19 protein-coding genes are annotated in these 20,217 nt (G+C 42.1%); 8 read left to right on the top strand and 11 right to left on the bottom strand.

The window, feature by feature from the left end; translation table 11 throughout:
- Positions 1 to 103: 103 nt before the first annotated feature.
- Positions 104 to 1,621 (bottom strand): catalase, encoded by a 1,518-nt coding sequence (locus tag FTT76_RS14185; RefSeq protein WP_180190591.1) that lies wholly within the window; start codon positions 1,619 to 1,621, stop codon positions 104 to 106.
- 229 nt (positions 1,622 to 1,850) lie between these two features.
- On the opposite strand from FTT76_RS14185, the gene dtd reads away from it, so the two are divergent.
- Positions 1,851 to 2,291, top strand: a complete 441-nt coding sequence (dtd, locus tag FTT76_RS14190; protein ID WP_180036027.1) for a D-aminoacyl-tRNA deacylase — start codon at positions 1,851 to 1,853, stop codon at positions 2,289 to 2,291.
- Positions 2,292 to 2,372: 81 nt separating this feature from the next.
- Here the strand turns inward: dtd and FTT76_RS14195 are convergent, their stop codons facing one another.
- From FTT76_RS14195 to serB, 3 genes are all read right to left on the bottom strand, one after another.
- On the bottom strand, positions 2,373 to 2,852 hold the full coding sequence (locus FTT76_RS14195) for an SCP2 sterol-binding domain-containing protein (RefSeq protein WP_180049695.1): 480 nt from the start codon (positions 2,850 to 2,852) through the stop codon (positions 2,373 to 2,375).
- Between the two features lie 156 nt (positions 2,853 to 3,008).
- Positions 3,009 to 3,341 (bottom strand): AciT family ciprofloxacin tolerance protein, encoded by a 333-nt coding sequence (gene aciT / locus FTT76_RS14200; RefSeq protein WP_078190616.1) that lies wholly within the window; start codon positions 3,339 to 3,341, stop codon positions 3,009 to 3,011.
- Positions 3,342 to 3,755: 414 nt separating this feature from the next.
- On the bottom strand, positions 3,756 to 4,976 hold the full coding sequence (gene serB / locus FTT76_RS14205; RefSeq protein ID WP_078193257.1) for a phosphoserine phosphatase SerB: 1,221 nt from the start codon (positions 4,974 to 4,976) through the stop codon (positions 3,756 to 3,758).
- A gap of 77 nt (positions 4,977 to 5,053) precedes the next feature.
- Here serB and FTT76_RS14210 point away from each other — a divergent pair, with 77 nt between their 5' ends.
- Entirely contained in the window at positions 5,054 to 6,310 is a 1,257-nt protein-coding gene (locus tag FTT76_RS14210; RefSeq protein WP_180190604.1) for a hypothetical protein, read from the top strand.
- A gap of 50 nt (positions 6,311 to 6,360) precedes the next feature.
- Here FTT76_RS14210 and ppk1 read toward each other — a convergent pair whose 3' ends face one another.
- The 5 genes from ppk1 to mhpT form a co-directional block, all read right to left on the bottom strand.
- A complete protein-coding gene (gene ppk1 / locus FTT76_RS14215) occupies positions 6,361 to 8,424 on the bottom strand; it encodes a polyphosphate kinase 1 (protein ID WP_180049693.1) in 2,064 nt (687 codons plus the stop codon).
- A gap of 199 nt (positions 8,425 to 8,623) precedes the next feature.
- On the bottom strand, positions 8,624 to 9,592 hold the full coding sequence (locus tag FTT76_RS14220; RefSeq protein ID WP_180049691.1) for a bile acid:sodium symporter family protein: 969 nt from the start codon (positions 9,590 to 9,592) through the stop codon (positions 8,624 to 8,626).
- Between the two features lie 73 nt (positions 9,593 to 9,665).
- Positions 9,666 to 10,316: a bifunctional nicotinamidase/pyrazinamidase gene (pncA, locus tag FTT76_RS14225; RefSeq protein WP_168379715.1), complete on the bottom strand. Its 651-nt coding sequence runs from the start codon at positions 10,314 to 10,316 to the stop codon at positions 9,666 to 9,668.
- A 70-nt stretch (positions 10,317 to 10,386) separates the two neighbouring features.
- Positions 10,387 to 10,776, bottom strand: a complete 390-nt coding sequence (locus FTT76_RS14230) for a hypothetical protein (RefSeq protein WP_180049689.1) — start codon at positions 10,774 to 10,776, stop codon at positions 10,387 to 10,389.
- Between the two features lie 151 nt (positions 10,777 to 10,927).
- Positions 10,928 to 12,139 (bottom strand): 3-(3-hydroxy-phenyl)propionate transporter MhpT, encoded by a 1,212-nt coding sequence (mhpT, locus tag FTT76_RS14235; protein WP_180004342.1) that lies wholly within the window; start codon positions 12,137 to 12,139, stop codon positions 10,928 to 10,930.
- Positions 12,140 to 12,862: 723 nt separating this feature from the next.
- On the opposite strand from mhpT, the gene dapA reads away from it, so the two are divergent.
- The 3 genes from dapA to purC are packed head-to-tail and all read left to right on the top strand — an operon-like array spanning position 12,863 to position 15,139.
- Positions 12,863 to 13,762: a 4-hydroxy-tetrahydrodipicolinate synthase gene (gene dapA / locus FTT76_RS14240; protein WP_078193262.1), complete on the top strand. Its 900-nt coding sequence runs from the start codon at positions 12,863 to 12,865 to the stop codon at positions 13,760 to 13,762.
- Between the two features lie 15 nt (positions 13,763 to 13,777).
- Positions 13,778 to 14,383, top strand: a complete 606-nt coding sequence (locus tag FTT76_RS14245) for a lipoprotein-34 precursor (NlpB) (protein WP_078193263.1) — start codon at positions 13,778 to 13,780, stop codon at positions 14,381 to 14,383.
- A 36-nt stretch (positions 14,384 to 14,419) separates the two neighbouring features.
- Positions 14,420 to 15,139, top strand: coding sequence for a phosphoribosylaminoimidazolesuccinocarboxamide synthase (gene purC, locus FTT76_RS14250; protein ID WP_180041565.1), 720 nt, complete (start codon positions 14,420 to 14,422; stop codon positions 15,137 to 15,139).
- A gap of 335 nt (positions 15,140 to 15,474) precedes the next feature.
- Here purC and FTT76_RS14255 read toward each other — a convergent pair whose 3' ends face one another.
- Positions 15,475 to 16,746 carry a replication-associated recombination protein A gene (locus FTT76_RS14255; protein ID WP_180190592.1) on the bottom strand — a complete coding sequence of 424 codons (1,272 nt, stop codon included), beginning with the start codon at positions 16,744 to 16,746 and terminating at the stop codon, positions 15,475 to 15,477.
- 252 nt (positions 16,747 to 16,998) lie between these two features.
- On the opposite strand from FTT76_RS14255, the gene FTT76_RS14260 reads away from it, so the two are divergent.
- A complete protein-coding gene (locus FTT76_RS14260) occupies positions 16,999 to 18,795 on the top strand; it encodes an EAL domain-containing protein (protein WP_180190593.1) in 1,797 nt (598 codons plus the stop codon).
- Positions 18,796 to 18,815: 20 nt separating this feature from the next.
- On the top strand, positions 18,816 to 19,292 hold the full coding sequence (locus FTT76_RS14265; RefSeq protein ID WP_078193265.1) for a DUF523 domain-containing protein: 477 nt from the start codon (positions 18,816 to 18,818) through the stop codon (positions 19,290 to 19,292).
- A gap of 27 nt (positions 19,293 to 19,319) precedes the next feature.
- Here the strand turns inward: FTT76_RS14265 and FTT76_RS14270 are convergent, their stop codons facing one another.
- Positions 19,320 to 19,772, bottom strand: a complete 453-nt coding sequence (locus tag FTT76_RS14270; RefSeq protein ID WP_180049789.1) for a YcgN family cysteine cluster protein — start codon at positions 19,770 to 19,772, stop codon at positions 19,320 to 19,322.
- Between the two features lie 167 nt (positions 19,773 to 19,939).
- On the opposite strand from FTT76_RS14270, the gene FTT76_RS14275 reads away from it, so the two are divergent.
- Positions 19,940 to 20,098: a DUF1328 domain-containing protein gene (locus tag FTT76_RS14275; RefSeq protein WP_005006601.1), complete on the top strand. Its 159-nt coding sequence runs from the start codon at positions 19,940 to 19,942 to the stop codon at positions 20,096 to 20,098.
- Positions 20,099 to 20,217 lie beyond the last annotated feature (119 nt).

Raw genomic sequence — 20,217 nt, forward strand, 5'->3', positions numbered from 1 at the left:
CTATGAAACTCCCCCTAGGGTGCAGGAAAGGTATGGAGCTTCATAGGACTTTTTTGAGGTAACGTTCTAGACCCTAGTTACCAATCCTTCAGACTGATCGAAATTAGTCTTTCAGTTGTGCTGCTTTAGCTTTTACAGTTGCAAGATTACCGTTTACTGCTTTAGTCATACGTGTACCGTAGTCTGCATCTGCTTTATAGAAGTAAGACAACATAATGTGTTTCGTTTCTGAATCTTTCACGTTGCCAAGGTCAGCAGCCAAGTTTATGATTAAGTTTTCTTTCTCTTTCGCAGAGTATGAACGATAAAGCTCACCCGCCTGCTTGAAGTTTTGCTCTTTCACGCCTTTTTGCTGAACTGTGCCAGAAAGCGGTGTTTCAACCGCACGCGCTTTCGCAGTCGCTGGTTTTGGCTCAATACGGCTTGGCTCGTAGTTCACATTTGATGAAGTACCGCCAACATTCATGTAACCATCTTGATTGTTTTTGTTTACAGCAACTAATGGACGGTTGACTGGAATTTGTTGGTGGTTCGCACCTAAACGGTACATTTGTGTATCTGAGTAAGAAAAGATACGGCCTTGTAGCAGACGGTCTTCTGATGGCTCGATACCTGGGACTAAGTTACCTGGAGCCAATGCCACTTGTTCAGTTTCATTGAAGAAGTTTTTAGGCATACGGTTCAGCGTTAAAGTCCCCACTTTGGTTTCTTTCACTAGATCTGTAGGCCAGATTTTTGTTGGGTCAAGCGGGTCAAAATCAAAGCTGTTTAAATCTTTAGGATCTAACACTTGGATGTAAAGATCCCATTTCGGGAAGTTGCCCGCGTTGATGTTGTTATAAAGATCGTTAGTCAAGTGGTTGAAGTCTTTACCTTGCAGCTCCATCGCTTCTTTAACGTTCAGACCTTTCACGCCTTGTTTAGAGCGGAAGTTGAATTTAACGTATTTGTATTCGCCTTTGTCGTTATAAAGCTTGTACGCATGTACACCAAAGCCGTCTTGTTCGCGGTAGCTGGTAGGCACACCTTGGTTACCATACACATAAGTCAACATGTTGGTTGCCCATGGCTGGCTAGACAAGAAATCAAATACGCGGTTTGCGTCTTGAACGTTGTTGATTGGGCTTGGCTTCATTGCGTGAATGAAGTCAGGGAATTTAATTGCATCACGAATGAAGAAGACTGGAGTTTGGTTACCCACTAAATCCCAGTTGCCTTCTTGCGTATAGAACTTGATCGCGAAACCGTGCGGGTCACGTAGAGTTTCTGGAGAATGTTTACCGTGAATTACAGTCGAGAAACGTAAGAAAACTGGAGTCTTAGTACCTGCTTTGAACAATGAAGCAATGGTGAGATCAGATAAATCTTTAGTTGCAACGAATTCACCATACGCACCTGTACCACGGGCATGTACCACACGCTCAGGAATACGCTCACGACCAAAACGTTGTAATTTTTGAACCAATTGTACGTCTTGAAGTAGAACTGAACCATTTGGACCCGCAGTAATCGAGTTTTGGTTATCGCCTACTGGTGCACCATTGTCTTTAGTTAATGGCGCTGCTTGAGTCGCCGCTGTTGCTGTTGCTAACATCGCAACCAATAAAGAACGCTTAAACATCGTCTTAATCTCTCTGTTAAATACCTTTCCTGCCCCGCAAAGATACTGACACTTAATAAATAGATAAAACAGATTATTTTCATAAATTCAATCGTATTATTAGATTTGTAAAAAATATACATTTCATTTTCAAATGTTTGAGCCCAAAATTTTCTAAACATCGCTTCGAAAAAATACTGTCTTTGCTACAATCCCTGCCCTATGTTCAATTTTCTACTCGGAAGAATTTATGCGGGCCTTGTTACAACGTGTTTTGGAAGCCAAAGTGGTGGTCGATGGTGAGATCACGGGTGAAATCAATCACGGTATTTTAGTGTTTTTAGGACTTGGTAAAGCTGACGATTTAGAAAAGGGCAAAAAACTGATCGATAAGATCTTGAAATACCGTTTTTTTGATGATGAACAAGGCAAGATGGGCTGGAATGTCAGTCAAGCTGGCGGCGGTATCCTCTTGGTGTCTCAATTTACTCTGATGGCACAAACGCAAAAAGGCCTGCGCCCTGATTTTGGCCCTGCCATGCCGCCAAGCGATGCCAAAGCACTGTATGAACAGCTGGTCGATTACACCAAGCGCCAATATGACCATGTACAAACAGGTATCTTTGCTGCCGACATGAAAGTGCATTTGGTCAATGACGGTCCAGTGACCTTTAATTTAGAAGTTGAATAACAACTGAAGCATTAAAAAAAGCCCTCAAAAGAGGGCTTTTTTTTAATCCTCCCGCTAAAGGAGGAGAACAAGGCGTAAATCTTACTTACCTGTTTTTTCTTTAATAAACGCACGTGCGATTTTGATTTTTTCTTTAACCGGTTTTGGAAGTTTAGGTGGAATTAACTTCGCCACTTGGTTAAACCAAACCAAAAGCCCAAAATCACCTTCCATTTTAATACTGCCATTTTGCATACCCGTCATAAATGCAGTTGGGTCACCTTTCATCAGGGTTTTTACGCCCTGTTCACTGTCCGCAAATTGCAAAATAAAGTCTGCTTTTTCAGCATCGCCTGAAACAGTATCAATCTGTCCATTATTTACAATAATTTGACGTGCAACACCCAAATCCGTACCGATTTGAATGCGAAATTGACGTTCATGAACTAATTCAATGAATTTAGGGCTAGTACGTGAAAGCTGTTTCATACGAAGCGCTAAACCTGCCACGAGTAAATCAAGTGGATCCGTACTGACATCAACTAAAGGTAGTTTTACGACAGGAATTGATGATAGTTTCATGACTTAAAGCCTATTGTAATTGTTGGAAAATTGACTGGCTTCATCCTACCATAACTTGGCTTTTGAGAAGTAAGGCTTTGTATCTCAAATAGGACTAATGCGTTCATAAAAAAATGCGCCCTTAGGCGCATTTTCATTGAAATTTTGTTCTGGCACTTATCGGCTCGAACATTGCTGTTCTTCATCATATACAGGCGTGTGCTCTATACATTGGCGCTTTGCCATCGCACGCTCTGCACGGCGGTCTTCACGTAACAATACTAAAGTGAATACCACCATTGCGGCCATTAATGCCGTTAAATAACTATAAGTCACTGATAATTCAAACATGGTTTGTGTGCCAAATCGAATCACTTCAATGAGTCCCCACACCAGCATCCCCGCCAGCATAAAACTTAACCAGCGACGATAAGGCGAGAAGAAAACAGCAATCACAGCCGCCGATACCAAGCTCAGGCCAACGATTGTTGCTAAATTCGCTGTTAACATAAAAACCTCCGTCATTTGACAGCTGACATCTCTTGTCTTACAGGATGCTGAGCCGTCTCACTACTGTATCTTCAGTAAATAGATTTGGTCGATCTCAATCTCTTGCAAGCATTATGCTGAGTTTTTTGCATAAAAAAAGTCTCGTTTTTTGTTAATGCGACACACCTTGTCGCAACATTATTTTGTCATTACATTTTTTCTTTTTAAAGAAATTCTAGAACAATGATGGCATCTCGTTTCGAGTGTCATTACAAAAAAAACAGCTGGTTTTAGGCTAAAAAAATTAATTTTTCGAATGCTGTTAATCGTTGTTTTTATCGACAATTTTCTTCTACCGTTCATCGGATGAGCTGAATTCTTGGCATAAAAAAACGCAGCCTTTTGGCTACGTTTTTGACTGTGCCTTAAATGGTTTTAAGCACGATTTAAATCTTTATCATGCACACCAAGCAGGTAAAGAACACCATCTAGACCCACGCTTGAAATGGCTTGATTGGCATTTTGACGAACCAAAGGTTTCGCACGGAAAGCAACGCCTAAGCCGGCTAAAGACAACATAGGTAAGTCATTCGCACCATCACCGACAGCAATGGCTTGTTCTAATGAAATCCCCATTTCTTCAGCGATTTGAGTCAACAAGAAGGCTTTGCGAGCACCATCGACAATATGACCTTTCACTTCACCTGTTACCGCGCCATCTTGGACGTCCAGTACATTGGCATGCACTTCATCGATACCCAGTTTTGCTTGTAGATATTCGGCAAAATACTGAAAACCACCTGACAAAATAGCCGTGCGATAACCCAGTGATTTAAGCGTTGAAATCAGACGTTCCGCACCTTCTGTGACAGTCAGACGTTCTGCAATTTTAGGCAATACCGAAGCATCCATACCTTTGAGCAGTGCCACACGTGCACGGAAACTTTGTTGGAAATCGAGCTCGCCTTGCATAGCACGTTCAGTGATTTCAGCCACTTGAGCCCCGACACCCGCTTCAATCGCCAATTCGTCAATTACTTCTTGCTCAATCAGCGTTGAGTCCATATCAAAGCAGACCAAACGACGATTACGACGGTAAGCATTGTCTTCTTGAACGGCAACATCTACCCCTAGTTCAGTAGATAGACGTAAACATGCTGCACGCATCGCAGTGGCATCCAACATCTGGCCTTTTAGACCAAATTGAACGCAGGCACGGCGCGGACCTTCACTTGATCCATCTAACTCTGGACGGCCAGATAAACGAGTCACAGTTTCAATATTGAAGCCTTGGCTCGACACAATATTTGTAACTGCCTGTAAATGAGACGCCTGTAATTCTGGCGCAAGTGCCGTAACGATATAGCGTGTGCGGCCTCCCTCATTTACCCATTGTTGATATTCTGTTGTAGAGATTGGTTTAAAGCGCACAGTTAAGCCAATATCATGTGCTAAAATCAACATCTCCTTCATGGCTAATGCTGTCGCAGTCTGGTCTTCCGACGAAACAACAATACCTAAAGTCAGCTGATTGTGGATGACTGCTTGTCCGACATCTAAAATCTGTAAGGAATGTGCGGACAAAACCTGCATTAATCGTGTAAATTGATTAGGTTGGTCAGGTCCTAAAAGTGATATAAGAATGATTTCTCGCATGAATTGACTCGGGTCTGAGCTACAACTAATGTAAGAATCATAATCTAAATTGAATAGAATTGCCTTGGAAGTTTACGTTGAATGCGCCTAGACAAGGGCTATTTGCTAGCCTATTAGTAGTTTGTTTTGCTTTGCATACCTTTTTATTGGTATTGGCAACAACCCACCAACTGAACGAAAACCGTACCAGTCAGGGACAACTGATGACCAGTCAATTGGTTACAGACAGCCTATCTGAGCTTGAGCCGGCCAATACCGTATCATTAGCCTTACTTGCTGACCGCTATGCAACCAACCCGAGCGTGGCTTCCATCCGCATTTTAAATGCCAATAATCAAGTTTTGGCCACAGGCGGTTTGACCAAAACCCGTGACGGTGAAATCTTTGTTCGAGATGCGCTGCAAAACGAAAAGAAAGTTGGAACGGTTGAAATCACCTTAATTAAACCAAGTATTGGTGAAATCTTACGTACCCAATGGGCTGCGATTCTATTTTCATTATTATTACATGGCTTGTTATGGTTGGCGTATCGCGCTATTGCGCGTCCAAGTCGTACTGAATATTTAGCGCGAATCAACAATGAATCACGTCTAAAACATGAAATTCAAATGCTAGCGCAGGCCTTAGAACAAGAAAAACATAATGCCGCTGTGGCGATTGCTCAAGCGCAGCAAAATGCGCAAGCCAAAGCAAAACAGCATAAAGACATGAAACCAGTGGTTCTCGACAGCAACAGCTTGGCATTAAATATTCAATTTTATGATCCGAAACAGCTTCTCGATAGCGTCAACAAAACCGTGTCTGTGCCGTATTTTAATCTCTGCCAAATTTTCTTGAATAAAACCACAGAACTCTGTGTTCAACATTATAAATTGAACAGTTCTGACATCAGTACGGTACATAAGTTTGATGAACATGGTGCAACCATCAGCATGACCGCTGACACTCCAGATGCGCTGCGTTGCCTCACCATGATCAGCTCAGTATTCCAATTGCTTTCAGATGTTTTATATAAACGCTACCGTGAAGAAAAACGTTTCGTTTTACAAACCCGTAGCGCGATTTCAAGCTCTGTCGAAGCCATGCAATTGTCTTCTGTACAAGCGGCTGAGCGTTTAGTCCAACAATTGGTTGCCAAAGAAAGTGCCATTCATGTGCCGACAACTTTGCTCAAAGAGATTTCAGATCATTTCCAATTGGTCAGCTTGCCAAATCCGACCAATGTGTTGACGCGTCATGCGTTTATGCTCAATGGAATGGACAGTGATGCCGCTGAATTGGCTCAAAACTTCAGAACTGAAATTTTAAAATCCAAACAGTCAAAAGCCTCGTAAAGGTTTTAGCGCAATCAAAAATCCCGACTTGAGTCGGGATTTTTTTTGTCTTAAACAGTCGAAATTTTCTGTGCAATCAAATATTTTTGCGCGTTATGTGGTTCGGCACCTGCTTCCACCGCGACTTTCTCCCATTGCCCATTCGACTGCATTTCCCATGCATTTTGATTATCGTCCAAATAGTTAAGTAAACCATCTTTCATAATGCGTTTTTTCAAACGGCTTTCTAAAATTGGAAAACAGGTTTCGACCCGTGAAAATAAGTTACGTCCCATCCAATCGGCACTGGCACAGTACAATCGTTTTTCGCCTGCATGCTCAAAATAATACACTCGAGTGTGCTCTAAGAAGCGCCCAACGATAGATCTCACATGAATATTCTCAGACATACCTTTGACCTGAGGAATCAAACAACAAATCGAACGGATAATTAAATCTACACGTACCCCTGCTTGCGATGCACGATACAAAGCAGCAATCAGTTGCGGTTCCGTAAGTGCATTGACCTTCACAATAATTCGTGCGTATTTTCCCGCTTGTGCAGCAACAATTTCCTGTTCAATTAGTTTCAATAATTCAGTATGCAGGGTAAATGGTGCATGCAATAAAGCTTTCAGCTTCGCCATCTTGCCCATACCGGTCAGTTCCTGAAACATACGATGCACATCCTCGCAAATATCGGGATGCGTCGTCATCAGGCCATAATCGGTATACATCCGCGCATTGCCTGCGTGATAATTACCTGTTCCCAAATGGGCGTAGCGTAACAACTGATTATTTTCACGGCGTACAATCAAAATCATCTTGGCATGGGTTTTATAGCCCACAATGCCATACACCACGACAGCGCCCGCTTCTTGCAATATATTGGCCACGGTAATATTGGATTCTTCATCAAACCGCGCCCGAAGTTCGATGACGGCGGTTACTTCCTTGCCGTTGCGTGCCGCCTCCGCCAAAACTTGTACGATGTCCGAATCTGGCCCACTACGATAGAGCGTTTGCTTAATGGCTAATACCTGAGGGTCTTTTGCAGCTTCACGTAATAAGTTGATGACCGGTTGAAAGGAGTCAAACGGATGATGTAACAACACATCTTGTGTTTTTAATACATCAAAAATCGCGGTTTGTTTACGAAAAACTTTAGGAATAATCGGTGTATAGACCGGATATTTCAGTTCAGGTCGATTAAAACTAGTACTGAGACGTGATAAATTGATCGGGCCTTCAATGCGATAGAGCTCCTGCTCACTCAAATCAAATTCATCTAACAAATAATCAATAATGCTTTGTGGACAATCATCTTCAATTTCTAAGCGAACTGCCCGACCAAAACGGCGTGAAGACAATTCATCTTTTAATGCCACCGCCAAGTCATCTACATCTTCAGCCAGAACCAAATCTGCATTGCGTGTCACTCGAAAGGCATAACAGCCTGTCGCTTTCATCCCCGGAAATAAATCATTGATATGTTGCTGAATAATGGCGGTCAGGAAAATTTGTGTCTCTGAACTGCCTTCAACCTCAGCGGGCATTTTGATTAAACGCGGCAAAGAACGTGGCGCAGGCACGATCGCCATTTCAATGGCACGACCAAAGGCATCTTTGCCTTCTAGGCTCACAATAAAGTTGAGGCTTTTATTAACCAAGCGTGGAAACGGATGAGATGGATCTAAGCTAATCGGCGTTAAGACAGGTTGAACTTCTTTACTAAAATAATGGCTAATCCACGCCCGATGTTTTTCTAAAATATCTTTAAATTGAATAAAGCGAATGCCTTCACTTTGTAATGCAGGCAATACAGCATGATTGAGGGTTTGGTATTGCTGTGCGACCGTGTCATGAATCACTTGGGAAAGTTCATCTAAGACCACTTCGGTGGGAATGGCATCTGGCGTCCGTGCAATCGCATTCAAATCTCGTTGTTTCATTAGCCCCGCAATGCGAATTTCAAAGAATTCATCTAAATTGCGTGAAAAAATGATGAGAAAATTCAAGCGTTCAAGTAAAGGTAAACTTGAATCGAGTGCCTGAGCCAAGACCCGCCGATTAAAATCTAAAAGTGACAATTCACGATTATAATAGGTCTCTGATGAATGCTGAAAATGTGGCATACCCTCTCAATGCTGTTTGAAACAGTCTATATCTAAAGTGTTTGCCGGCATGTTAGGCAGCGGATATGACACTTATGTTACAAATAGCATTAATCAATTAAAAAAAGCATGCAATTCCCTAAAGCCCTGTTCATCAAATCGTAAAATTTATTTTCGACATCAAAAAAGAGGGACATTGCCCTCTATTTTACTGAATTGTTTATTGCACAGGCTTGTCTTGTTCCAATGCTTTGGGCTCACTCGTCCGTGCTGCCCAATAGGTTGCCAGTGCGGGACCCGAAATATTGTGCCACAAACTAAAAATCGCACTCGGCACAGCGGTCAGAGGTGAAGCGGCAAAATGGGTCGCCGCCAATGCCACACCCAAACCTGAGTTTTGCATCCCAACTTCAATCGACACTGCTTTACAGTCTGCATAGGGCAATTTAAACAGTCGGCTGGCCCAAAAACCCAATAGATAGCCCAAGCCATTATGTAAGGCCACTACCCCAAGAATCAGTAAACCTGATTGCAAAATCTGTGTTCGACTACCCGCAATGATTGCTGCCACAATCGCTACAATTGCCACAACAGAAACCAATGGCATGACCTGTATATAGGCATCCACTCGGTGCTTAAAGACAGTTCGAATCATTAACCCCACAATGATCGGAAATAAAACCACTTGTAAAATTGAAACCAACATCGATGCCGCATTAATTTCGATCCATTGGCTTGCCAGCAAATAGAAAATCGCAGGGGTTAAAACCGGTGCGAGTAATGTCGAAACAGAGGTACAAGCAACAGATAATGCGGTATTGCCTTTTGCCATATAGGTGATGACATTAGAAGCCGTTCCACCCGGACAGCAACCGACAAGAATGACCCCGATCGCGATCTCTGTCGGCAGTTGTAATAATTTACACAAGAAAAAAGCCAATCCCGGCATCACAATAAACTGTGCCAAAACCCCGATCATCACAGCTTTAGGGCTTTGCAATACACTTTTAAAATCTTGCAGTGTCATGGTCATGCCCATACCCAACATAATGATGCCTAGCATCCATGGGATATATGCTTTTAACCAAATAAATACATCGGGAAAAAACATGGCGAGCGCTGCAAACAGCACCACCCAAATCGCAAATGTTTTCTGCACAAATTGAGTGAATTTTAAGAAAGCCGACATAGGCATCTTCCATTTAAATACAGGGACAAAAAAAGGCACACCCTTGTGCCTTTTCTCAACTGAGCCCACTGGGTCATGCCAAAGATAATGCCTGTGCATGCTGCTGCACAATATCTTTCAGGTAAATACGCTTCACCCCATTCGCCAACATGTCTTGCCATGCATGCTGAAGCGAACCCTGTAAATCGATCCCTTTGGTCAAATCAGCAATCACAAAAGTTTCAAAACCAAGCTTACGCGCATCCATTGCCGTCCATGCAACACAAAAATCCGTGGCGATCCCAACGACAAAGACTGTATCAATACCGCGTTCGCGCAAATAGCCCGCCAAACCTGTTGAGGTTTTCTGATCTGCTTCCATAAAAGCAGAGTAGCTGTCGATATGCTGATGAAAACCTTTACGGATAATCAGCTGCGCCGTCGGTAAATTTAAATCAGGATGTAATTCGGCATCCTGTGTACCTTGTACACAATGTGTTGGCCACAATACTTGCGTTCCATAATTCAGCTCTATGCTGTCATAAGGTGCATGCTCAGGATGATTTTCAGCAAAAGAAATATGGTCGGCTGGATGCCAATCTTGAGTCAGCACAATATTCGCAAAGTATTGTCCAACTTGATTAATCCCTGGAATAATTTGATCGGCATTGGCAACAGCCAACTGACCACCCGGGGTAAAACCATTTTGTACATCGACCACAATCAGCGCTGTATTTTTTTGCATATCTCTCCATCCGTTGTCATGCATTTTCGGCGACTCTACTGATTCGCTCATATTTTAAAAGCCTGAGTATTCAGTCCTGTGCATAAAAATAAAATGACTGTCCTTCCTGACAATACCGATACTTGGGCAAATGCTCAACCAAACGTTGTGCAAAGCGTGGGTAAATACGGGCTTTTCGCCGAGTCGAAGCATGAAAATAAAAATATCGCGGTTGATGTTGAAAGATATATTTTAATAAATGGCTGCGTGTCTGCTGCATGACCTCAAACGCATTAATCTTTTCAGCAACATCTTCTAGGGTAGGTTCATCGGCAAAGGCCAACCACGCATTTTGTCTCGGCTGTTGGCGATGTCTTTGAAATACAGGTTTGAGTTCCAAGATAAGTTCGTATTGATGTAGATACAAACTGAATTCACGTTGATCAACTTTAAAAATTGCGACCAGTTTTCTTGCTGACATAGCCCCTCTACGTTGATTTTTTGTTTTCTCTTTCTGCTGTATTTTTACATAAAATACATTTATTTATATTGGTTTAGAGCATTAGTGCGACTTCTATTGTCGCCATAAAAAAGCCCGCAATATGCGGGCTTTTTTTGATATGGCATGTTCCTTATGATGGAATACGACGTACCAATAACAACATAAATATTGCAGAGATTGCGATACATGGAATTGCCGCGGTAATCACCCCTGCCGCACCAAAACCTGCTGCCAATAACTGACCCGCAATTGCAGGGCCTAACATTGCACCGACACGACCAACGGCTGAAGCTACACCAACACCCGTACCACGTAACTGTGTCGGATACACGATACCACCGAAGGCATACAATACACCTTGGCAACCAATCACGAATGCACCGACTAAAGCTGACGCCATGTACATTTGAGTCAATGAACCTGCACCATTCAGCGCAAATAGACCTGCCAAAATACCGCCGTACATCAAAATGATCACATAAGCTTTCTTCCAACGATCAGTCAACATACCTAAAATGATCGTACCAATGGTTGCACTCACCATGAAGTAGAACTGCGCAGTTGCACCATCTTTACGAGTGAAACCGAGTTCGGTGAACAACGACGGTAACCAGCTCAACATGATGTACACCACCATCAAGGTGAAGAAGTAGCTCACCCAAATTGAGAAAGTACGTAAACGGTTTTCTGTGTTAAAGAGGTTTTTGAAAGCACCTTGTTGCACTTCGCCATTGGCGGTCGCTTGAACCGCTTGATCTTTGGCTTTCAAGAATTCACGCGATTCGGGCAGGAACCAAATCATCAATGGAATCACAACAATCGGTAATAAACCGCCTAAATAGAAAATATTTTTCCAGTTTGCACCGAAGTCCGTCATTGCGACCAATGATAAGATTGCCGCACCCACAGGCATACCACAGTACATCAAACCGACTGCACGACCACGATTTTGTGGCGTTACCGCTTCAGATGCCAAGGTAATTAAAATTGGCATTGCTGCACCTAAACCTGCACCTGCAAGAAAACGTACAGCGAGTAAGCTATGGAAGCTATTTACCCATACCGTACATAAGGTAAAGATGGCGAACATCCCCGTAGACCAAATTAATACTTTTTTACGGCCCATTCGGTCTGCAATCCGACCACCCACCAAAGCACCAGGTAATAATCCTAAAATACCGGCACTAAAAAACACCCCTAGCTGCGAGCTATCCAGCCCGAAATATTCACGAATCCCTGCTGCTGCAATACCTGCAGCCTGAATATCCAGACCTTCGATTACGGCAATAAGGAAGCAGATTGCTACCGTGACAATAGCATGCTTATTATCTGACTTTTCCATTGGAGAATCCTTGTTGTCATCAGCGTTCAAATTAAGTCGCATCATCGCTGAGCCTTATAAAGGATATAACTACCAATAAGTTGAAGCCTTTCGTCCAAAATTGGATTACGTGCATGGTGTAATAGTTTTTGTGCTTTAAGTCACAAAGTCGTAAAAACAATTAAAAATTTAAAATAAAAAAATATGAATCGTGCAATGAACAGTCAAATCAAGCGATCTTTTTAAACACTCATAAAAACATGTCTATTTCTATTAGATATAAAAAAGATTATTACCCAAGTTTTTAACAATCATTTGTAATAAAACCCGAGCGAATTGATATAGTTTTTAAATCTTTAGTCATTGTTATTTAATCTTAAATTCTGATTAAAAAGCACGGAATACACATAGATCAACCTTTTGCTGATGATTTAATCAATCCCATCAACCATGCCAACCCTCTCGATTGAATAAAACATTTTCAAGATTCAGCCCTTGCTGAACAATTTTCAGGCTGCAAAAAAACCGCTATTTTACACTTGATTGTTTTAAGTTTGATTTGTATAAAGAATTTTATGGCTTTGACCAAAGCATATTGTTCTTATGCGTTTGATCAGTCATAATTTGCGTAAGCATTATTCAACTTGGGTATAGCCCAATGAACATGCTACAAATCAAAATTCGAAACCATCCAGAAATCAATATTTCATCTTGTCGGATGGACAAATAGGATAGCTTTTCAAAATGACTCAGCAAGCTCAGACCATTCAAGGTTCAATTGTCGCAATCGTCACCCCAATGTTTGAAGATGGCAGCGTAGATTGGAAGAGCCTCGAGAAGCTGGTTGAGTGGCATATAAAGCAAGGCACCAATAGTATTGTTGCTGTAGGGACTACAGGTGAAGCTTCTACCTTGAGCATGGCCGAACACACTCAGGTGATCAAAGAAATCATCCGTGTGGCGAACAAACGCATTCCAATTATTGCCGGCACAGGTGCAAACTCAACCCACGAAGCAATTGAACTCACCAAAGAAGCCAAAGAATTAGGTGCAGATGCGGCATTATTAGTTACACCATACTATAACAAACCTACCCAAGAAGGCCTGTATCAACACTACAAAGCGATTGCTGAAGCTGTTGATTTACCTCAAATTTTGTACAATGTACCTGGCCGAACCGGTGTAGACATGCACAACGACACCGTGATCCGTCTTGCTGATATTCCACAAATCGTGGGCATTAAAGACGCCACTGGCGATGTTCCTCGTGGTCAAGAACTCATTGAAGGCCTTAAAGGCAAAGATATGGTGGTGTACTCAGGTGATGATGCAACGGCTTATCAGTTAATGGGTTTAGGTGCTAAAGGCAACATTTCGGTTACTGCGAACGTGGCGCCAAAAGAAATGAGCGAAGTGTGTGCAAGCGCTTTGGCGGGTGACGCAGTCCAAGCCGAGCAACAAAACAATACTGTTGCAAATTTACATCAAATTTTATTTTGCGAATCGAACCCAATTCCTGTGAAATGGGCACTTCATGAGATGAACCTGATTGAAACAGGCATTCGCTTACCATTAACACCCCTTGCAGAACAATATCGTACTCCGCTTCGTGAAGCACTCATCACTGCGGGCGTTATCAAATAAAGAAGAGCAAACATCATGCAATTACGTTTAGGACTTAGCCTGGCACTTTCAGTATTTACATTAGCCGGTTGTAGTTCACTTGCCTTTAATAATGGCACACTGGACTATAAACAAACCACAGATGTTGAACCGCTGAAATACCCTGAAGGGTCAATGGTTCGTCCTGCAACGCCTTTGTATCCTGCTCCATCAGTTGACCCGCTAGCAATTGAGCATGCACCAAAGCTTGAAAATAAGCGTGGCAATCGCTATGCCCTTCCGCGTCCAGCCGCGGAAAAAAATAATGTCGTCGCAGATTCCTCAACAGACAGTACAAATATTAGCCGCCCTCAACTATTGGTGGATGGAAATCAAAATCCACTGATCAAAGTTGAAGGAAATTCTGCTACAATTTGGCAATACACACTTGCTACCCTCAGCAGCCTTAACCATACCATTGTTGGTCAGAGCAAAAACCGTTACGAAGTAACCGTCAAGGTCGATCAGCAGACCTATGTCTTAAGACTTTCTTCTGTAGGTTCAAGCAATAACATCGCTGTGTTCAATGCCGATAACAGTTTTGCAGACAAAGAAAAAGCTGCAGATCTGTTAGCTCAGATTTACCAAAATTGGCCAGCCTAGTCGTACTAGGCATTTTTTCTCGAAAAAGGTTCCCTCATGTTAAAACAAACCTTGCTCTATACTGGTAAAGCGAAATCTGTTTATGAAACAGATAGTTCTGACCACCTCATCCTAGTTTTCCGTGACGATGCTTCTGCATTCAACGGTGAAAAAATTGAACAACTGGATCGCAAAGGTAAGGTGAACAACCGTTTTAACGCCTTTATCATGGAAAAATTGGCTGCGGCTGGTATCGAAACTCATTTCGAAAAACTTCTTTCTCCAACTGAAGTTTTAGTGAAAAAATTGACTATGGTTCCTGTAGAGTGCGTAATTCGTAACTATGCAGCAGGTTCACTTTGCCGTCGTTTAGGCGTTGAAGAAGGTAAAGAACTTACTCCGCCAACTTTCGAATTGTTCTTCAAAGACGATGCGTTAGGCGACCCAATGGTGAATGAATCACAAGCGATTGCATTAGGTTGGGCGACTGCAGAACAACTCGCTCAAATGAAAGAATTGACTTATAAAGTAAACGAAGTACTTAAAGGTCTATTCGATGCAGGCAACATGCTGCTTGTTGACTTTAAACTTGAATTTGGTCTGTTCCACGACCGTATCGTACTGGGTGACGAATTCTCTCCAGACGGCTGCCGTCTCTGGGACAAAGACACTAAGAAAAAACTCGATAAAGACCGTTTCCGTCAAGGTTTAGGCGGTGTGGTTGAAGCTTATGAAGAAGTTGCTGCACGTTTAGGTATCGACCTTTCTGATATCTAAATCGTCCATCGATTATAAAAACCGAGCTCTTTAGCTCGGTTTTTTAATGAAATATTACTCGATTAATCCATGATCGAAAAAACAAATGTTAACCATAAAAATCCTCTGTTTCACATTTACCCACGTTCACACTAAGATAGCTACATACCAGGCAGCACGAGGATCTATAAGTTTCCAATGTGTATGCCGACCAGATTTTCCATCTACCCTCTAGGATGTATCTCCCCAAAGACATCCTATTTTTTCAGCCCAGCTCGCCTTGAGTTGGGCTTTTTTTTGCATGAAATAGACATAAAAAAGGGCGCCGAAGCGCCTTGCCATTATGATCATTCAAATCATTGTTGCTGTTGTTGCATCCAACGTCGTTGCTGCAAACGCTCACCTTCGACTTCACGTTTATTGCGTGCAGACTCATACAGCTTAGTGCCTTTTAGTTCAGGCGGCATATAGTCCTGCATGACAAAATGTTCAGGATAATTATGTGGATATAAATAGTCCACGCCATAGCCTTGCTCTTTCATCAATTTGGTTGGCGCATTTCTCAAATGCAATGGCACGGGTAAATTCGAGGTTTTTTCTGCCAAATCTAAGGCTTTGTTGATGGCCAAATAGGTGCTGTTACTTTTTGCACTGGTTGCCAAGTACACTGCACATTGCCCCAAAATGATTCGACACTCAGGCATACCAATTGCCTGCACAGATCGGAAGCATTCTCCTGCCAACAGCAAAGCATTTGGATTTGAGTTGCCAATATCTTCAGATGCCGCAATCAACATACGACGGGCAATAAAGACCGGATCTTCACCACCTTTGAGCATTCGAGCCATCCAATACAAAGCGGCATCTGGATCACTGCCTCGAATCGACTTAATAAAAGCCGAAACTAGATCGTAATGCTGTTCACCCGACTTGTCATAGCGTGCAATATTTTGCTGCGCAACTTTGACCACCACCGCATTGCTAATGATATTTTCCAAATCTGGTTCAAACGTACTGGCGATTAAATCTAAAAGATTTAATGCTTTACGAGCGTCGCCTGCGGCAAATTGAAATAAAGCTTCATATTCTTCGATTTGAATATAACGCTCTTTTAAAAACGAATCTTGCTGAATGGCTTGATCCAATAAGCGCTGAATTGCGTCATTATCCAGAGCATTTAAGGTATAGACCTGACAACGCGATAATAAGGCATTGTTGACTTCAAATGAGGGATTTTCTGTGGTTGCACCGATCAGGGTAATTTTGCCCTTTTCGACAGCATTCAGTAAGGCATCTTGTTGTGACTTATTAAAACGATGAATTTCATCAATAAACACCACAGGTGTCAGTAAATCTCCACCATCGGCGATGATTTCACGTAATTCTTTCACCCCAGTATTAAGCGCAGATAAACTAATAAATGGTCGGTCAACAGCCTGCGCCAACAACAACGCAATCGTGGTTTTACCTACACCCGGTGGTCCCCAAAAAATAATCGATGGCAAATGCCCTTGGTCAATCATCTGGCGTAACGGTGCATCTTCACCCAAAAGGTGATCTTGTCCAATAATTTGCGATAAATCATGAGGACGCATGCGTTCAGGAAGAGGAATTTGGCTGTCTGACATCTTATTATTTCGTTTCCGGCAATTGGGGACGTTTTTTCTATTCTAACACTGCCTTGGCAGAATCTTTGCTTTATTCGATATTCAATTTAAGAGGCTGGTTTGATGTCATTATTTAAGTATCTTGCATGTAAAAATCCTTAGGCGAATGTTAACTATAATGTAACAAGAGATCTTATCCCTTATCGATCAAATTAAAGTATGATCGGCTAGATATCCCATTTTTAGCTTGCCTGACCCAATTGGACAGATTGTATGAAGCAATCATTAAAGCAAAAGCAAATACCTCAAGTTCAACAAGGCATTGATCTATCTATATATTCATTTCAACAAATGCCTCAAGCCAAGAATATACAATTACAACATACCCAATGTGCAGAATTACGCGAAAAACTCGACAGCCGTAATCAAATGTTAGATGCCAGTGTCGACTGTATTAAATTATTAAGCCTAGACGGTCATATTCTGCATATGAACCGCGCTGGTTGCTTAGCTCTCGGTGTGTCGCCGACTGAAACTGAGTTTGGTATGTCATGGCACAAATTATTGCCTGAAGAAGTCCGCGACGCGTGTCTGAATGCTTTTGCAGAAGCCAAACAAGGAAAAACTTCTCGCTTTGTCGGCATGAGCCAAGTGGCCGATGAACCCATGGCTTATTGGGATAATATGCTCAGCCCAGTATTCAACGAATATGGCCAAGTCAAAGAAATCCTCTGTGTATCACGTGATATTACGATACAGCGACTTGCAGAAAATAAACTTCAACGCATCATTGAACAAGATGATTTAACAGGTTTATTAAACCGCCGTGCGTTTAGTCGAGTATTTAAAAGCCAATTAAAAGTGGCGCGAGAACATCAGCAACAACTGGGTTTGTTATTAATCGATCTAGATTATTTTAAGCATATTAACGACACCTTAGGTCATAGTGCAGGAGACCATTTACTGCATACCCTTGGGCAGCATTTTCAGCAATGTTTTGATATAAATATTGTAGTTTCACGTTTAGGTGGCGATGAATTTGCCATTACTATTCCAAATTTAAAATCGCAACAACAATTACAGAATTTTGCCAGCATCGCCTGTCAGCAAATGGACATGCCCATTTTCTATAATGGGCAAAGTATCAATATTGGTATGAGTATTGGCTGTGCGATCTACCCACGCGATGCACAAAATACCTCCAATTTACTTAAATGTGCTGATATTGCGCTAAATGATTTAAAAAGCAGTGGTCGTGGTGGTGTACGAATGTTCAACCATACTATGTTAAAAACCCTTGAAAATACTACTCGCCAATTAACGCTTGCACGCAGCTTGATTAAGTCCAATCAAATTATTCCGTTTTATCAGCCCAAAGTTCGTCTTTCTGACAGTCAAGTTATCGGCTTTGAAGCCTTGTTACGTTGGTATGATAAAGACCAACAATTACAATTACCTTCTCAAATTTTTGCTGCATTTCAAGATTATGAATTGGCTTCACGCATTAGTGAAACAATGCAAATTAAAATCTTTCAAGATATTCAAAAATGGATTGAACTTGGACTGCAACCGCTACCGATTTCAATAAATGCTGCACCTGTCGAATTTTTACGTGATGATTATGCGGAAAAACTACTAAATCGCTTAAAGCAGTTTGGTATATCACCAGATATTATTGAGGTCGAAATTACCGAGCAAAGCCTGTCAGAACGTGGCTCAAATTATGTGATTCGCGCTCTCCATTTATTAAAAGAGCATGGCATACACATTTCTCTAGATGATTTTGGTACAGGTCATTCATCATTAACACGTCTAAGTAACTACCCTGTCGACTGTATTAAAATCGACCGTAATTTTGTGGAACGCATGCATACCGACTGTTCAGCACTTGCCATTGTCAAAGCGATTACACAAATTGGTGCGAGTGTTTCCCTGAATATATTAGTCGAAGGTATAGAGAAACCGGAACAGGTCGATACCTTAAAAGAATGTAATTGTCATACTGGACAAGGTTTTTACTTTTATCGTCCGCTCAGTTATGACCATGCGATGGAACTTTTGAGTCACTAAAACTTGTGGAGCAAGACACGATGACACTGAAGTATTTAGTCAGTGCCTGTCTGGCAGGCCAACCCGTTCGTTATGATGCCAAATCGAATACACAACAAGCGATTTGCCAACTGATGCAGACTCACCAAGTCATTACGGCCTGCCCAGAAATGATGGGCGGCCTTAGCTGTCCACGTTTTCCTGCAGAAATTCAAAATGGTCAAGCCACTGATGTGCTCAATGGTACAGCTCAAGTTAAAGATGTTTTGGGGACAGACGTTAGTGCTGAATTTATTGCAGGTGCTCAACGAATGTTAGAATTGGCCCAATTACACAAAGTTGATGTTGTTGTCTTGAAAGATCGCAGCCCGTCTTGCGGCAGCCATTATATTTATGACGGCAGCTTTACGCGTACAAAAATTGAGGGCTATGGAGTAACCACAGCACTCCTCAAACAGCACGGTTTTCAGGTTCTGTCAGAACAAGACTTTCTGGCTATGATACAAGATCAACTCTAGATCCAAAATTGAGCGTATCTGTGTCCTTTAGCGTACCCAACGCACAATATAATCTTCAATATCGTCAGGGTTGACGTCTTCTTCACTGATGCAACGCCCTGCGGCAGACTTTCGTGCCTTCAAAATACTGTCACGACTTCCCGTCACTAGATGATGCCAACGCGGTAAATCTTTACCTTCAGCAATTCTACGATAAGCACAGCTCGGCGGTAGCCAATGAAATTGGTGAATTTGTTCTGGTGTCAGCTGTATGCAGTCTGCAACGTGTGATTTGCGATTTGGATAATCGGAACAACTGGCGGTTTCACAATTTAAAAGTTTGCATGCCACTTTGGTGTAAGCCACCTCTTGCGTATCTTCATCTTCAAGCTTGATTAAACAACACAGCCCGCAACCGTCACAGAGGGACTCCCACTCCAAATGGGTGAGTTCAGTCAAAGCATGCTTTTTCCAAAAATGTGGGCGTAGAGTATCGGTCATCTTCTCGCTCGCAACGAAGGTGGCAGGCATATTAACTGAACCCGCACATAAATTCCTCGTTTAAGTTACCGAATATTGAACATTAAATAAACAAAAGAATACATAGCATGCTTTCTGTGACTCCTATACTGATGAGACAGAATAAAAAATCACATGGAGATAAAACTATGTTCCGCTGGGCTATTATTTTCGCTGTAATTGCATTGATTGCGAGTCTGCTAGGTTTTGGTGGTGTTGCAGGCTTATCCAAAGACTTTGCTGTTATTCTTTTGGTTATTGCAGTCATTCTCGCAATTGTTGGTTTCCTCTCTCGAGGAAAAGTTTAGGCGACTGAGTGACTGATTCAATGTCGTTTTAAACTACAAATTACTCCCCTCAGACTCATGAATCAGAAACCTATGTTTTTATCATCTTGAGTCTCAATCAAAAAAATAAGAGCCTATGG

Origin of the sequence: Acinetobacter sp. YH01009, assembly GCF_013420765.1 — a bacterium.
Classification (GTDB): Bacteria; Pseudomonadota; Gammaproteobacteria; order Pseudomonadales; family Moraxellaceae; genus Acinetobacter; species Acinetobacter amyesii.

Excerpts from the sequence above, each read along its gene's own strand:
- FTT76_RS14185 (WP_180190591.1), bottom strand. The coding sequence starts at position 1,621 with ATGTTTAAGCGTTCTTTATTGGTTGCGATGTTAGCAACAGCAACAGCG.
- dtd (WP_180036027.1), top strand. The coding sequence starts at position 1,851 with ATGCGGGCCTTGTTACAACGTGTTTTGGAAGCCAAAGTGGTGGTCGAT.
- FTT76_RS14195 (WP_180049695.1), bottom strand. The coding sequence starts at position 2,852 with ATGAAACTATCATCAATTCCTGTCGTAAAACTACCTTTAGTTGATGTC.
- aciT (WP_078190616.1), bottom strand. The coding sequence starts at position 3,341 with ATGTTAACAGCGAATTTAGCAACAATCGTTGGCCTGAGCTTGGTATCG.
- serB (WP_078193257.1), bottom strand. The coding sequence starts at position 4,976 with ATGCGAGAAATCATTCTTATATCACTTTTAGGACCTGACCAACCTAAT.
- ppk1 (WP_180049693.1), bottom strand. The coding sequence starts at position 8,424 with ATGCCACATTTTCAGCATTCATCAGAGACCTATTATAATCGTGAATTG.
- FTT76_RS14220 (WP_180049691.1), bottom strand. The coding sequence starts at position 9,592 with ATGTCGGCTTTCTTAAAATTCACTCAATTTGTGCAGAAAACATTTGCG.
- pncA (WP_168379715.1), bottom strand. The coding sequence starts at position 10,316 with ATGCAAAAAAATACAGCGCTGATTGTGGTCGATGTACAAAATGGTTTT.
- FTT76_RS14230 (WP_180049689.1), bottom strand. The coding sequence starts at position 10,776 with ATGTCAGCAAGAAAACTGGTCGCAATTTTTAAAGTTGATCAACGTGAA.
- mhpT (WP_180004342.1), bottom strand. The coding sequence starts at position 12,139 with ATGGAAAAGTCAGATAATAAGCATGCTATTGTCACGGTAGCAATCTGC.
- dapA (WP_078193262.1), top strand. The coding sequence starts at position 12,863 with ATGACTCAGCAAGCTCAGACCATTCAAGGTTCAATTGTCGCAATCGTC.
- FTT76_RS14245 (WP_078193263.1), top strand. The coding sequence starts at position 13,778 with ATGCAATTACGTTTAGGACTTAGCCTGGCACTTTCAGTATTTACATTA.
- purC (WP_180041565.1), top strand. The coding sequence starts at position 14,420 with ATGTTAAAACAAACCTTGCTCTATACTGGTAAAGCGAAATCTGTTTAT.
- FTT76_RS14255 (WP_180190592.1), bottom strand. The coding sequence starts at position 16,746 with ATGTCAGACAGCCAAATTCCTCTTCCTGAACGCATGCGTCCTCATGAT.
- FTT76_RS14260 (WP_180190593.1), top strand. The coding sequence starts at position 16,999 with ATGAAGCAATCATTAAAGCAAAAGCAAATACCTCAAGTTCAACAAGGC.
- FTT76_RS14265 (WP_078193265.1), top strand. The coding sequence starts at position 18,816 with ATGACACTGAAGTATTTAGTCAGTGCCTGTCTGGCAGGCCAACCCGTT.
- FTT76_RS14270 (WP_180049789.1), bottom strand. The coding sequence starts at position 19,772 with ATGACCGATACTCTACGCCCACATTTTTGGAAAAAGCATGCTTTGACT.
- FTT76_RS14275 (WP_005006601.1), top strand. The coding sequence starts at position 19,940 with ATGTTCCGCTGGGCTATTATTTTCGCTGTAATTGCATTGATTGCGAGT.